This window comes from Alistipes sp. An116 (assembly GCF_002161005.1).
Lineage (GTDB): Bacteria > Bacteroidota > Bacteroidia > Bacteroidales > Rikenellaceae > Alistipes > Alistipes megaguti.
In genome coordinates this window covers 77,711-91,325 of record NZ_NFLR01000003.1, presented here as the reverse complement: position 1 = coordinate 91,325, position 13,615 = coordinate 77,711, and the positions used below count along the sequence as shown (strand labels likewise).

General features: G+C 59.8%; 10 protein-coding genes. 7 read left to right on the top strand and 3 right to left on the bottom strand.

The genetic code is table 11. The annotated features are described in order from the left end of the window. Positions 1-24 precede the first annotated feature (24 nt). The 5 genes from B5E60_RS02820 to B5E60_RS02800 all read left to right on the top strand — a co-directional run bounded on the left by B5E60_RS02820 (position 25) and on the right by B5E60_RS02800 (position 5,820). Positions 25-888: a GIN domain-containing protein gene (locus B5E60_RS02820; protein ID WP_087309377.1), complete on the top strand. Its 864-nt coding sequence runs from the start codon at positions 25-27 to the stop codon at positions 886-888. A gap of 57 nt (positions 889-945) precedes the next feature. Beyond that, a complete protein-coding gene (locus tag B5E60_RS02815) occupies positions 946-2,268 on the top strand; it encodes a PspC domain-containing protein (protein ID WP_087309376.1) in 1,323 nt (440 codons plus the stop codon). A 140-nt stretch (positions 2,269-2,408) separates the two neighbouring features. Continuing rightward, the gene (gene pfkA / locus B5E60_RS02810) at positions 2,409-3,389 is read left to right on the top strand and encodes a 6-phosphofructokinase (protein ID WP_087309375.1); all 981 of its coding nucleotides are present in this window, start codon (positions 2,409-2,411) and stop codon (positions 3,387-3,389) included. A gap of 67 nt (positions 3,390-3,456) precedes the next feature. Then, positions 3,457-4,458, top strand: a complete 1,002-nt coding sequence (locus B5E60_RS02805; protein WP_087309509.1) for an adenosine kinase — start codon at positions 3,457-3,459, stop codon at positions 4,456-4,458. A 387-nt stretch (positions 4,459-4,845) separates the two neighbouring features. After that, positions 4,846-5,820 carry a hypothetical protein gene (locus tag B5E60_RS02800; RefSeq protein ID WP_143260633.1) on the top strand — a complete coding sequence of 325 codons (975 nt, stop codon included), beginning with the start codon at positions 4,846-4,848 and terminating at the stop codon, positions 5,818-5,820. On the opposite strand, the gene B5E60_RS02795 is transcribed toward B5E60_RS02800, so the two are convergent. Then, positions 5,817-6,713: a glycosyltransferase family 2 protein gene (locus B5E60_RS02795; RefSeq protein WP_087309373.1), complete on the bottom strand. Its 897-nt coding sequence runs from the start codon at positions 6,711-6,713 to the stop codon at positions 5,817-5,819. The two genes, B5E60_RS02800 and B5E60_RS02795, sit on opposite strands and share 4 nt — an antisense overlap. 65 nt (positions 6,714-6,778) lie before the next feature. Between B5E60_RS02795 and B5E60_RS02790 the strand changes: the two genes are divergently transcribed. Beyond that, positions 6,779-8,782, top strand: a complete 2,004-nt coding sequence (locus B5E60_RS02790) for a protein-disulfide reductase DsbD family protein (RefSeq protein WP_087309372.1) — start codon at positions 6,779-6,781, stop codon at positions 8,780-8,782. Between the two features lie 158 nt (positions 8,783-8,940). On the opposite strand, the gene B5E60_RS14010 is transcribed toward B5E60_RS02790, so the two are convergent. Next, entirely contained in the window at positions 8,941-9,108 is a 168-nt protein-coding gene (locus B5E60_RS14010) for a hypothetical protein (protein WP_164496856.1), read from the bottom strand. Between the two features lie 69 nt (positions 9,109-9,177). Next, a complete protein-coding gene (locus B5E60_RS02785; protein ID WP_087309508.1) occupies positions 9,178-12,276 on the bottom strand; it encodes a glycoside hydrolase family 2 TIM barrel-domain containing protein in 3,099 nt (1,032 codons plus the stop codon). Between the two features lie 250 nt (positions 12,277-12,526). Here B5E60_RS02785 and B5E60_RS02780 point away from each other — a divergent pair, with 250 nt between their 5' ends. Then, positions 12,527-13,603, top strand: a complete 1,077-nt coding sequence (locus B5E60_RS02780) for an efflux RND transporter periplasmic adaptor subunit (RefSeq protein WP_087309371.1) — start codon at positions 12,527-12,529, stop codon at positions 13,601-13,603. The last annotated feature ends 12 nt before the right edge of the window (positions 13,604-13,615 follow it).

Genomic DNA, 13,615 nt, shown 5'->3' with positions numbered 1-13,615 from the left:
CCCACTCGATAAAAACGGACAATCATGAAGAAATTTCTTTGGATAATCCCGATCCTTGCCGTAGTGGCTGCCGCCTGTCTCGCCGGCCTGGTCTGCTTCGCCAAGTCCCTGTCGGACAATTGCATCATCAAGGCCAGCGGAAACATCGTCACGAAGGAGATCCCGATCCCCGAATTCAACGCCATCAACACCTCGCGCGCCGTGAAGGTCGTCCTCACGGAGCAGGGCAACAAGATCCGCATCGATGCCGACGAGAACCTGATGGCCTGGGTCGTCGTGGAGCCCGAAGATGGCGAACTGCAGGTGACGATCGACCGACAGATCAAATCGATCAACAACTCCCACGTCACGGTGACGATTCCCGTTCAGGGACGCACGTTCCGCTCCCTGAGAGCCTCGAGCGCCGCCAAAATCCGGGGCAAGGAGGTCGAACTGAAGGGGGCGGATCTGCTGGTCAAGGCCTCGAGCGCCGCCAAAATCGAGACCTCGGTCAAGGCCGGCTCGTGCAGCATCGACGCTTCGAGCGCCGCTGACATCGATCTGACGGTCAAGGCCGCCACGTGCAACATCGAGGCATCGAGTGCCGCCAGTGTCCGCGCCGATATCCAATCGAAGTCGTGCACGGCCGACGCCTCGAGTGCCGCCGGAATCACGCTCAAGGGCCTCACGGAGTACTTCGAGAGCGGAAGCAGTTCGGCCGGCAAGGTCAACGCCTCGGAACTGTCCGCACAGCGGGCCGACGTCACGGCCTCGAGCGGTTCGAAGACCTTGGTGAACTGCACCGAGAGCCTCAAAGCCTCGGCCTCGAGCGGCGCCGGAATCCGCTACACGGGCGACTGCCAGGTCGAAACCTCGGAATCGAGCGGCGGCAACATCCGCAGAAAATAAGGGACCGGCATCCGTAAAAATATCCGCTAACAACCCATCCGCACACAAGCCAAAGTCATGAAAGAAGTCAAGAAATGCAGCATCTCGGGCGTGGCCTTCACCATGGACGTCGATGCCTATGAGGCCCTGGACGCCTACCTCGAAAGTCTCAAGAAGAGCTATCAGGATACACCCGACGGCGCGGAGATCGTCGCCGACATCGAGGCCCGCATCGCCGAACTGATCCTCTCGGCGCAGGACAACACCCGTGTGGTCGAAAAACCGCTCATCCTGGACATCATCGCCCAGATGGGCTCGGCCGAGGACATCTCCGACGAGAGTTCGGACCGCGACCTGCAGTACGAGACCCCGCGCATCCCGCGCCGCCTCTACCGCGATACGGCCAATGCCAAACTCGGAGGTGTCTGCGCCGGCATCGGCAAATATTTCGACATCGATCCGGTCTGGGTACGACTGACCCTCTTCCTGCCGATGCTGCTGAGCTGTCTGGGCGGCATTCCGTTCCTCTACTGGTTCGGTCCGCTGTTCGGCAACCTCTTCGGCATCTTCCTGATCTGCTACTTCATCATGTGGTTTGCCGTCCCGGCCGCCCGCACCGCCCGCCAGAAACTCGAAATGAACGGCGAACGGATCACCGCCCAGTCCATCAGCGAGGTCACCGCCGCTTCGGCCAACAACGATCCCGATGCCAAAGCCAAACCGATCGTCGCCGAAGCCGTCTCGATGTTCGGCAAGATCGTGCTGATCCTGCTGAAGATCTTCGCCGGAATCCTCGTCTTCGGACTCATCATGGGAGCCTGCGCCCTGGTCATCGGGCTCTTCGCCCTGCTGATCGGAGGCCCGGAGCTGCTGCAGCTGGGCAAACTGGCCGACTTCTCGCTCTGGGTTCCGATTCTGGGAATCTTCATCGTCCTGATTCCGGTCACCCTGATGATCTACGTGCTGATGTGCCTGATCGCCTCGCGCAAACCCAGCGCAAAGAGCGTGCTGATCATCTTCCTGGCGTGGATCGTCTCGATCATCGCCTGCTCGGTGATCGCCATCCGCGAAAACGCCAGCGACAAGATCCGCCAGAAAAAAGCCGCCGTCGAACAGATCTTCCGCAGCCCGCTGATCATCAACGGCGACACCACGACGCTCGAACAACTGCTCGAGGATTACGACGAGGAGAGCGTCATCGAGGAGGGACGCCAGCTGCTGCACATCGCCGTGCCCTCGCAGTCGATCGACATTACGGTCAACAAGAACGAGGGCGAACTGAAGGTCAACGCCGACGGCCAGGAGGTTCTGATCCGTGCCGGCCAACAGACCGGCGAAACGGAGGAGGGCCCGGCGGCCGACTCGACACGAAAGAAACTCCCGGCATCCGAGACGAGATAATCTGCCACACAATCCGCCACACAAGGGAGAAGAGCCGCCCCGACGGGTCGCTTTTCTCCCTTCAATTTTGGCTGCATCTTTGAAAAATACTGAAAAAATAACTACCTTTGACCGGTTTTGTTTTACAAACAAGTGAGAGTATGGGAGGTAACAAATGTATCGGCATTCTGACCTCCGGAGGCGATGCCCCCGGCATGAATGCCGCAATTCGGGCCGTGACGCGCAGCGCCATCTACAACGGCTTTGCCGTAAAGGGTATCATGCGCGGATACAAGGGTTTGGTCTTCAACGAAATCGTTGAGTTCAAATCGCAGAGTGTCAGCAACATCATCCAGATGGGCGGAACGATCCTCAAGACGGCCCGCTGCAAGGAGTTCATGACCGCCGAAGGCCGCAAGATGGCCTACGACAACATGGTGGCCGCAGGAATCGACACGCTGGTGGTGATCGGCGGCGACGGCTCGCTGACCGGTGCCACCATCTTCGCCGAAGAGTACAACGTCCCGATCGTCGGTCTCCCCGGCACGATCGACAACGATCTGGGCGGCACCGACTCGACCATCGGCTATGACACGGCCCTGAACACCATCATGCAGGCCGTCGACAAACTGCGCGATACGGCTTCGAGCCACGAACGCCTCTTCTTCGTCGAGGTCATGGGCCACACGGCCGGCTATCTGGCCCTGAACAGCGCCATCGCCACCGGTTCAGAAGCAGCCATCATCCCCGAAATGGAGACCGAGGTCGACCAGCTGGCCGAACTCATCAACCACGGATTCCGCAAAAGCAAAAACTCGGCCATCGTCATCGTCGCCGAAAACCCCAAGACGGGTGGCGCCACGGCCCTGGCCGAACGTGTCAAGAAGGAGTTCCCGCAGTACGACGCCCGCGTCACGATCCTGGGCCACATCCAACGCGGAGGTTCGCCGACGGCCGTCGACCGCATCCTCGCCTCGCGTATGGGCGAAGCCGCCATCGAGGCCATCCTCGACGGTCAGCGCAACGTGATGATCGGTACGATGAACGGCAAGATCGTCTACGTTCCCTTCGCCAAGGCCATCAAGCACAACAAGGGGATCGATCGCAGCGATCTGGATCTGGTAAAAATTCTTTCGATCTAATCCGGGCCGGCGTGCGGCCCCGCAACTCAAACCCATGAACTTCAACGAGAGACCCGAACACCGACGCATCAAGCGCGTCATCGGAATCGGCAATGCCCTCACGGACATGCTGGTCAACCTGAAAACCGACTCCGTACTGGGACGGTTCAAACTGGCCAAAGGCTCGATGAGTCTGGTGGACACCCGTCTGCAGACCGAAATCTCGAAATCGGTCGCCGGACTTCCCTACTCGCTTTCGCTCGGAGGCTCGGCCGGAAACACCATCCGCGCCATGGCCCAACTGGGTTGCAGCGTGGGGTTCATCGGCAAGGTGGGCCCCGACACCACGGGCGACTTCTTCGTGCAGGCGCTGGAGAATCTGGGCATCGAACCAATCATCTTCCGTGGACAGGAGCGTTCGGGCAAATGCGTGTCGCTGATCTCGGCCGACGGTGAGCGGACGATGATCACCCATTTGGGTGCGGCACTGGAGCTCTCGGCCGAAGAGATCGAACCGACGATCTTCGACGGCTACGACTGCCTCTATGTCGAGGGCTACCTGGTCCAGAACCACGACCTGATCCTCAAGGCCGCCCGCACGGCCAAGGAGTGCGGGCTGAAGGTGGCCATCGACCTGGCCAGCTTCAACATCGTGGCCGAGAACCTCGAGTTCCTCCGCACGCTGGTCCACGAACACGTCGATATCGTCTTCGCCAACGAGGAGGAGGCCAAGACCTTCACCTGCGAGGCCGAACCGCTCAATGCCCTGCAGCAGATCTCGGAGATGTGCGAACTGGCCGTCGTGAAGATCGGCACCAAAGGGGCGATGATCAAACAGGGCGACGAGGTGGTCCACGTGGGCATCATGGCCGCGGCCAAGCGGGTCGACACGACGGGTGCCGGCGACTTCTATGCCGCCGGATTCCTCGCGGGACTCTGCGACGGGCTTTCGCTCCGACAGTGCGGCACGATCGGTGCCATCACGGCCGGCAAGGTAATCGAAGTCGTGGGCACGACCTTCGGCGAAGAGGCCTGGGAGGAGATCTACCAGCTGGTCAACAAGGTCAAGCACGAAAAATACCTCTTCTGACCCGTACGCATCATTCATAACCCGCTACCAAAATGACAATAAATCTCGATATGACGGGATTTATTGTCATTTTCAATCTTTCGCGCAATGGAGAAAATATGGAGTTCTCTCAAAATCCAGTTCAGGAACCGATTCGATTTCATCCTCTACGGCCAACGAATCGGATACATCAATATTTTCACCATACTCATCGATTTTTTCATTCTACTGTATTCAGTTTTTGATTACAGGAACCTGATTCACGTCGACAATATTGCCCTATTACTCTTTCTCATTTTCTCTACTCTGATTTGGCAAATACTCAGCTTCATCAGGGACTTCCACTTCTACACAAAACGGACAACATATTACAATGCCCATAATCGGCTCAAACAAAATCGTCCGCAGATGGCTGAAGAATTAAACGCCATCTATTCGGAAGGTCCGGCATTTCCAAACACCGCAATAAAATATAGCGAAACCATAGATTGCCTACTACAGAGCAACACACCCATTCGAACGATCCCATGCTCGGACAAAGAAAAACGGGTATGGAGCTACATCAAGAATTATCGGGATATTCTACAACCCTTTCTCAATGAGAAGTGGCATGAAATGAAAAACAGGAGAGGCAGTTTCTACAACGAGAAAAAATTATGCATGGCCTCTGAGTTCAAGGAAAGCAACAATCAATGGTTTGTCAGGGTTTGCAAAGGTTGCTACTACAACTCCTATCTCACCAACATGATTTATACCAAGAAACTCTCCCATCAAAGCGGATGGGGCATAACTCCTCCTGCCAACATAAGTACATACGCCATACGGCCGTTCGAAAAATCCGTCATGAGCGATCACATCGGAATATCCACCCTGGCCATCACGGCGGACGGTTATGTCATCATTCTGCATCAAAACGACAAAGCCCTTACATCAACGGATCGGCTGATGCCCTCTGCCTCCGGATCTGTCGATTTCAAAGACTTCCATCCAAATACAGACTTCAGACAAACACTGATCACGGCCGCCGAAAGAGAGTTGAAAGAAGAGACGAATCTTACAAAAGACCTTATCGAATATACCAAACCCATCGGTTTTTATCGCGATCTTGGCAGAGGTGGAAAGCCGGAATTCTGCTGCATCACGCAGTTGAATGTCAATCTGTTCGAAATAAACACAATACGGCCAAGCAGCGAAGAACAGAGAGATGACTTTGAGACCTACCAGATATTGGGATCGACCTATCTTCTGGACGGTAAGGACTTTGATCGCTTTTCGAATATTATACACAACTCATCCGAGAACGAGGAAGAACGCCCATCACTGGCGCTATTCATGTGTTTCACGACATTGTGCCGCTATTTTTCGCGAAAAGAGACGGCCTAACCGATCCGAGCAAAGAGCCCGCGCGAGATACCCCAGCGCAGACGCAGCAGCCAGAGCGACTTGCGGGGCACCATCGTACAGCACAACAGCAGCGTCGCCCCCCACTTGAAGAGCTCCCTCAGCAACGTCTTCGCCACACGGTGGTGAATCTGCGCCCGCAACCGCTGGCTGACCCCGACGTTGTAGCTCAGACGGCGGAAATAGTCGGGCGTCAACTTGCGAGGCGGGATGATGTGCCACATCACGGCGCCGGGAACATACCAGATCGTCTCTCCCCCCTGCAGCAACCGTTCGAAGAGATCGTTCTCCTCACCGCCGATCAACTCGCCGTTGACGCGCCCGAGCGAGGGGTCGAATCCCCCGTAACGAGCCAGTGCCTCCCGCCGAAAAGCCATGTTGCCACCCCCGGGAACCCGCCCGACGGGAAACGCCCGCACCTCGTCGCCGAAATCCATCGGATTGGCGATGGGCATCTCGACGTAGTGCGACATCCATGCGGGGCGCCCCGAAGGGTATTCGGCCAGGATCCGCCCGCCGGCCACCACCGCCTCGGGGTGCGATTCGAACAGTTCGACGTAGGCCCGCAGAAAACCCGGATTGATCCGCTCGTCGTCGTCGATGAAGGCCACCCACGGTGCGCGTGCCTCGCGAAGACCCCGGTTGCGGGCATACGACACGCCCGGTCCCGTTTCGCGGATAAGGCGCAGGTTGCAGTCCGGACGGGCTGCCGCAAAACGGGCGAAACGCGCCTCGGTATCATCCGTGGAGTTGTTGCTCACCACCACGCACTCCCACTCTTCCGCAGGAAGATCCTGCTGCACGACGGACTCCAGGGCCCGAATGAGTTCTTCGGCCCGGTTGTGCGTAGGTATGGCCAGCGAAATACGAATCATGTCGCGAAAGTAGCAAATTATTCATAAAAAAGTGTATATTTGCGAAAATATCAAGCTACACGTCCATGCAAAAACTGATCCGCAACCTCATGCCGCTTTTTGCGGTACTGATTGCCGCAATGGCGTCCGCACAGGGAGTCTCCTGGCAAAGCAAGGTCGAGCCCCTCGAAGGCAACGCCTACCGCATCGTACTCGAAGCCACCGTACCTTCGGGCTACCACATGTACGATCTGGGCCCCTACGAAGGTGGCGGACCCAATCCCACGGTCATCACCTTCACGCCCGGTGAGGGAGCCGTGCTCGACGGTGAGGTCGAGCCCCTCGACCCGCCGCACCGCTACCACGACGACGTCTACGGCATGGAGATCGGAACCTACGAAGGAACCGTCCGCTTTGCCCAGAAGGTGACGCTGACGGCCCCCCAGGCCCTGGTCACCGCCCAACTCGAGTGGATGATCTGTGACGATACGAGTTGCATGCCGCCCGAGGACCTCGAGCTGCAGATCGCCGTTCCGGAGGGTGCCAAGGTGGCTTCTGCCGCCGGGGATCAGGCCGAGGTTGCTCCCGCCGCCGAAACGCCCGCCACGAAGGATGCCGCCGGAAAGGGCTCGATCTGGGCCCTGATCATCGAGGCCATCCTCTGGGGATTTGCCGCCCTCTTGACGCCGTGCGTCTTCCCGATGGTGCCGATGACCGTTTCGTACTTCCTCAAGGGCGAGGGCGGAGCCGCCATGGGCCGTCTGCGCGCCGCGTTGTACGGGCTATTCATCGTGCTGCTCTACACCGTCCCCATCGCTGTCATTATCATCATCACACGCATCGTCGGCGGCGATGCCGTGACGGCCGACATCTTCAACTGGCTTGCCACGCACTGGCTGCCGAACATCATCTTCTTCCTCGTCTTCATGATCTTCGCCGCCTCGTTCTTCGGGGCATTCGAGATCACCATGCCCTCGTGGATGGTCAACAAGACCGACTCGAAGGCCGATACCAAGGGGCTGAGCGGCATCTTCTTCCTCGCTCTGACGCTTGTGCTGGTCTCGTTCTCCTGCACGGGCCCCATCGTCGGTTCGGTGCTCATCAAGTCGACCTCAGGTGAATTCTGGACCCCGATCCTCACCATGCTGGCCTTCTCGGTGGCCTTCGCCCTTCCGTTCACCCTCTTCGCCCTCTTCCCCTCGGTGCTGAAGAAGATGCCCAAAAGCGGCGGCTGGCTGAACTCCGTAAAGGTCGTTCTGGGATTCGTCGAGGTGGCCCTCGGTCTGAAATTCCTCTCCGTGGCCGACCAGACCTATCACTGGGGAATCCTTGACCGGGAGATCTATCTGGCCATCTGGATCGTCGTCTTCACCCTGATGGGGCTCTACCTGCTGGGCAAGATCAAGTTCGCCCACGACAGCGACGTGCCCTATCTCGGAGTCGGACGTCTGGCGCTGGCCATCATCGTCTTCGCGTTCGTCGTCTACCTGATCCCCGGCATGTGGGGCGCTCCACTGAAGGGTCTCTCGGGCTATCTGCCGCCGCTGACCTCGCAGGACTTCGTCCTCGGCGCCAACACCGCCGCAGCTCCCGCCGCCTCGCAGAGCGGCATCGGCAAACCCAAGTACAGCGACTTCCTCCACCTGCCCCACGGGCTGGAAGGCTTCTTCGATCTGAAGGAGGCCGAAGCCTATGCCGCCAAGGTCCGCAAACCCATCTTCATCGACTTTACGGGGCACGGCTGCGTCAACTGCCGCGAGATGGAGGCACGCGTCTGGTCCGACCCGCAGGTGCTTGACATCCTGCGCAACGACTACGTCATCTGCGCCCTCTATGCCGACGACAAAAAGGAGCTGCCCGAGGACGAATGGATCACCACCGATGCCGGAAAAGTACTGAAGAGCCTCGGCAAGATCAACTCCTACTATGCGCTGAAGACCTACGGCGTCAACGCCCAGCCCTACTACGTGCTGCAGGGTGCCGACGGACAGCCGCTGGTCGAGCCACGCGGTTATGACCTCGATGTGGCGGCCTTCGTCCAGTTCCTCCGCTCGGGCGTCGAAGCCTACCACAACGCCGATCGGCAGTAACCGAAAAGCGTGATCCCGCCCCGAATCGCACAAGGATGGGAGGGGGGGGGAAAAAAAAAAAAAGTACACAGGGATCGTACACGAATCACACCATACAAAGAGCCCCGGATGCACGGATGCATCCGGGGCTCTTCTGTCAGACGTTCAGGCCGAAGCGGTTACTCTTCGTGCTTGTGGAGACGTTCTTCCTGAGCAAAGGCGGCCTTTACCTCCTCCTGCTTTTCGTGGCGCTCCTTCGAGGTCGGAGCCTCACCCTCCTTGACCAGATGATGGATGTTGCGTTCGAAATTCGCCTCGCAGGGCGAACATTTTTCCTTCTCTTTCATAAGGCATTTGGTTTTGTGTCGATCGGATGGCAGCAAATTACGGGCCGCATTGCTGCGGTCCGTACGGATTCAACGCAGCAGCCGCTCGGGCGACAGCTTGAAGCGGAACGTGAGATCGGCGTAGGGAATGCGGTACTTTTCGCGCGGCAGGGCACCCCACGAATCCACACAGCCAAGGCCCATCTGCCGGCCGTCGATGCAGAGCCAGACGCGTCCGTCGGCGTTGATCTCCGGGAAGTGGAGCTGCTCCTTCACCCATCCGCCGCTCAGCGACTCGGGCGAATAGCGAAGCGCCGAGGCCGAGAAGGCAGCATCCGACGTAATGCGCAGCCCCCAACCGCCGGGCAGGCTCTGCTGCCACCAGCGCACGTCGCTCTTCGTGCCGGTCTCCTGCGGCCGGATGTAGGGATAGGGCTGTTCGTCGACCGTCTGGCGGTAGAGACCGAGGAACGAGGCTGTCTTGCGGTCGGCGTAGTTCTCGCCCGGGCCGCGGCCGTAATAGTCGATGCGGTCGAAATCAGCCGGAAGGGTCATCAGCATGCCGAAGCGGAAGAGGCGCGGCAGCGACTTGTCCCCGCTCTTGCCCGTCACCTTCACCTGCTCTTCGACGACAATCTCTCCGACGTTGTTGACGGCATACTCGACCGTCAGTTTCGCCGCATAGGCCGGAAAGTCATACTCGGCCCGCACGCAAGCGATTCCGTCACGGAGCCGGCTGTCGAGCCGTTCGAGCCGCAGCTCCGGATGGCGGATGGCGGCATACTTCTGCTGCAGGCCGGCCCCGAAGTCGTTGTCGGTCGGAGCGCGCCAGAAGTTCGGACGCAGCACGCATCCCGGCGCCAGAACCGGCGTTCCGCCGACCTCGTAGCGGGTGATCAGACCGTCGCTGCGGCGGATGTCGAGCGTGAAGCACTCCGACGAGATCCGCACATAGTTGCGGTCGGCGTCCGAGAGCGTCAGCGAGGGTTGCGAATGGCGATCCGTCGGACGGTTGGCAATCGTCAGCGGCTCGAAGCGGTGCTCAACGACCGGCAGTTGGGCACGGGCCAGGCACGTTCCGGCCTCGAGAGCCGGTTCCGACCGTTTGAGGTCATACGCCACATTGAGCAGCAGCTCACCCTCCAGTCCGTCGAGTTCGAGCGGCAGCGTATATTCGCGCGTCTGCTGCGGAGCCACATCGAGCGATTCGATCGTCCCCGACTGCACAGGGCGACCCTCCTCGAGCAACGTCCACGTCAACCGATAGTTCGACAGGTCGCGGAAGAAGTACTCGTTATAGACGGCAATCCGTCCCGCCCGCAGATCCACCGCCCGTGTCCAGATCGACTGATGCTGGAAGGCAACCTCCGCATAATGGGGATTCGGACGCCGGTCGGGCGAGATCAGTCCGTTGTCGCAGAAGTTGTTGTCGCTGGCGTCGTAGGGGTTGAAGTCACCGCCGTAGGCATAGATCCAACGGCCGTTGCGCTTCACGCGCAGCGACTGGTCGACAAAGTCCCAGATGAAACCGCCCTGGTAGGAGGGGATGCGGCGGATCAGATCCCAATAGTCGGCAAAACCACCCTCGGAGTTCCCCATGGCGTGTGCGTATTCGCACTGGATGAGGGGCTTGCGCGGATTCTCCGAAGCGTATTTCTCGCACCGTTCGTATTCCCAGTACATCGGGCACATGATATCGGTGTTGTCTCCCCCTTCGGCCCGTTCGTACTGAACCGGGCGCGACGGATCGAACGACTTGATCCATTTGTAGCAGGCCGTGAAATTCTCCCCGTCACCCGCCTCGTTGCCCAGCGACCAGACGATCACCGAAGGGTGGTTGATGTTGCGCACAACGTTGCGCTGATTGCGCTCGAGGTGCGCCCCGGCGTAGAGCGGATTGCGGGCCAGCGTCCGGTTGCCGTAGCCCATGCCGTGCGACTCGATGTTGGCCTCGGCCACCACGTAGAGCCCGTACTCGTCGCAGAGTTCATACCAGCGGCTGTCGTCGGGATAGTGGCACGTCCGCACGGCATTGACGTTGGCCTGCTTCATCAGCCGGATATCCTGCAGCATCCGCTCCTCGGTCACATAGTAGCCGTTGTCGGGATCCATCTCGTGGCGGTTGACCCCCTTGATGAGGATTGGCTGTCCGTTGACGAGCAGCCGTCCGTCGCGGATCTCGACGTTGCGGAAACCCGTCCGCAGGGGAATTGCCTCCAGCAGCCGGCCCGTCGGATCGGTCAGGGTGACCGTCACGTCGTAGAGCCGCGGAGTCTCGGCCGTCCAGGCCTCCACCTGCCCCGCGTCGAGTGTCAAATGCTCCTTCTCGCCGGAGACCTTGACCCGTCCGATCAGAGCCCCATCCGGCGCTCCCGGCACCTCGAGCCGCACCTCGGCCGTACACCCCCGGGCCTCGCGCGGGAAGAGCAGCTCGACGTCGAGCCGTCCGCGCGTGAAATCATCCGTGAGCGAGGCTCCGAGCCGGACATCCTCGATGTGCTTCCAGTCGCGGGCGTAGAGATAGCAGTCGCGCCCCACGCCGCTCAGCCGCCAGAAGTCCTGATCCTCGAGATAGCTCCCGTCGCACCAGCGGAAGACCTGAAAGGCTATCAGATTACGGCCGGGCTTCACGTAGCGCGTGATATCGAACTCGGCCTCGAGTTTGCTGTCCTCGCTGTAACCGACGAACGAACCGTTGACCCACAGCGAGAGGTTCGACGTCACCGAACCGAAGTGGGCGATAATCTGTTCGCCGCGCCACGATTCGGGGATCACGATTTCGCGGCGGTATGAACCCACGTGGTTGTTCTCGACGGGAACCTCCGGCGGATTGTTCCTGAACTGTTCGCGCCAGGCGTAGCCGATATTCACGTAGAGCGGATCACCGTAGCCGTTCACCTCCCAGAGCCCCGGTACGGGCATCGTCGACCAATGCCCGTCGTCGTAGTCCGTGCGGTAGAAGTCCGTCGGGCGCTGGTCGGCGTCCTCGACCCACGCGAAGCGCCACACGCCGTTGAGCGACAGGTAGCGTTCCGAGACCTTGCGGTCGCCCGCCAGGGCCGCCTCGCGGCTTTCGTAGGCAAAGAACGAGGCATGCATCGGCATGCGGTTGACGGCATTGGTTTCGGCATCGCGCCAGGCTTCGATACGGGCTCCGGCCCGGGCAGGCAACAGCCCCCAGGCGAGCATCAGTGTACCGACAAGAAGGGTTCGCAGTTTCATCAGCAGCAGTTTTTCGGGTAAGGAATCGGAATCGGCGACCGCAACACCGCTTCGGTGCGGATCGTCCCCACAAAGATAAAAAAAAGATCGGAATTCCGTCCTCCGACCCCGTGAAACTTGCTCCGGAACAGCAAAAAACAGAAAACTTTATTCGGTTTTCCGGTTCAAAAAACGTATCTTTGTCAACAATCACCCAACCCAAAGCTCACTCTCGACCATGAATAAGAAGAAATGGATCATTACAGCCATTATCCTGGCGGTATTCTGTGCGGCTCTCGGCATCTACAACTACTACGGCAAACGCTCCCCGGCCGAAGAGAGCGCCGGTGAGCCGATCGCACCCCGCTCACGGAATACGCTCAATGTCAACGGTCTGATCATCCGCCCACAGTCCCTCACCGACGGGATCACCACCGTGGGCAACCTGTTGCCCGACGAGGAGGTCGACCTCTCGTTCGAGACCTCGGGCAAGATCGTGGCCATCAACTTCCAGGAGGGCGCCGCCGTCCGTAAGGGCCAGCTGCTGGCCAAGGTCAACGACCGCCCTCTGCAGGCCCAGCTCTCACGCTACGAGGCCCAGCTCAAACTGGCCGAAGACCGCGTCTATCGCCAGAGCGCCCTGCTCGAACGCGACGCCGTGAGCCAGGAGGCCTACGAGCAGGCCCGTACCGAACTGGCCACGCTCAACGCCGATATCGACATCGTAAAGTCCAATATCGCCCTCACGGAGTTGTGCGCCCCGTTCGACGGCATCATCGGTCTGCGCAACGTCAGCGAGGGGGCCTACGCCTCGCCGTCGGTCGTTGTGGCCAAGCTGACGAAGATCTCCCCGCTGAAGATCGACTTCTACGTCCCGGAGCGTTACGCCAGCCAGATCCATCCCGGCACGCGCCTCTCGTTCACCGTCGAGGGCCGCCAGGAGCGCTTCGAGGCCACGGTCTACGCCACCGAAACGCAGGTCGACGTCACAACCCGCACGCTGGCCGTGCGGGCCCGCTACCCGAATGCCCGGGGACGGCTGCTTCCCGGACGCTTCGCCACGGTGGAGATCCGCATGCACGAGATTTCGGACGCCATCGCCGTACCGACCGAAGCCATCGTCCCCGAAATGGGCATCGACAAGGTCTTCCTCTACCGCGGCGGGAAGGCCCACGCCGTCGAGGTGACCACCGGACTGCGCACCGAATCCCAGATTCAGATCATCAACGGCCTTCAGGTCGGCGACACGCTCCTCACCTCCGGAACGCTCCAGCTGCGCGAAGGCCTCCCCGTCCAACTCGATCGCATCGACTAAAACCCGCGCCGC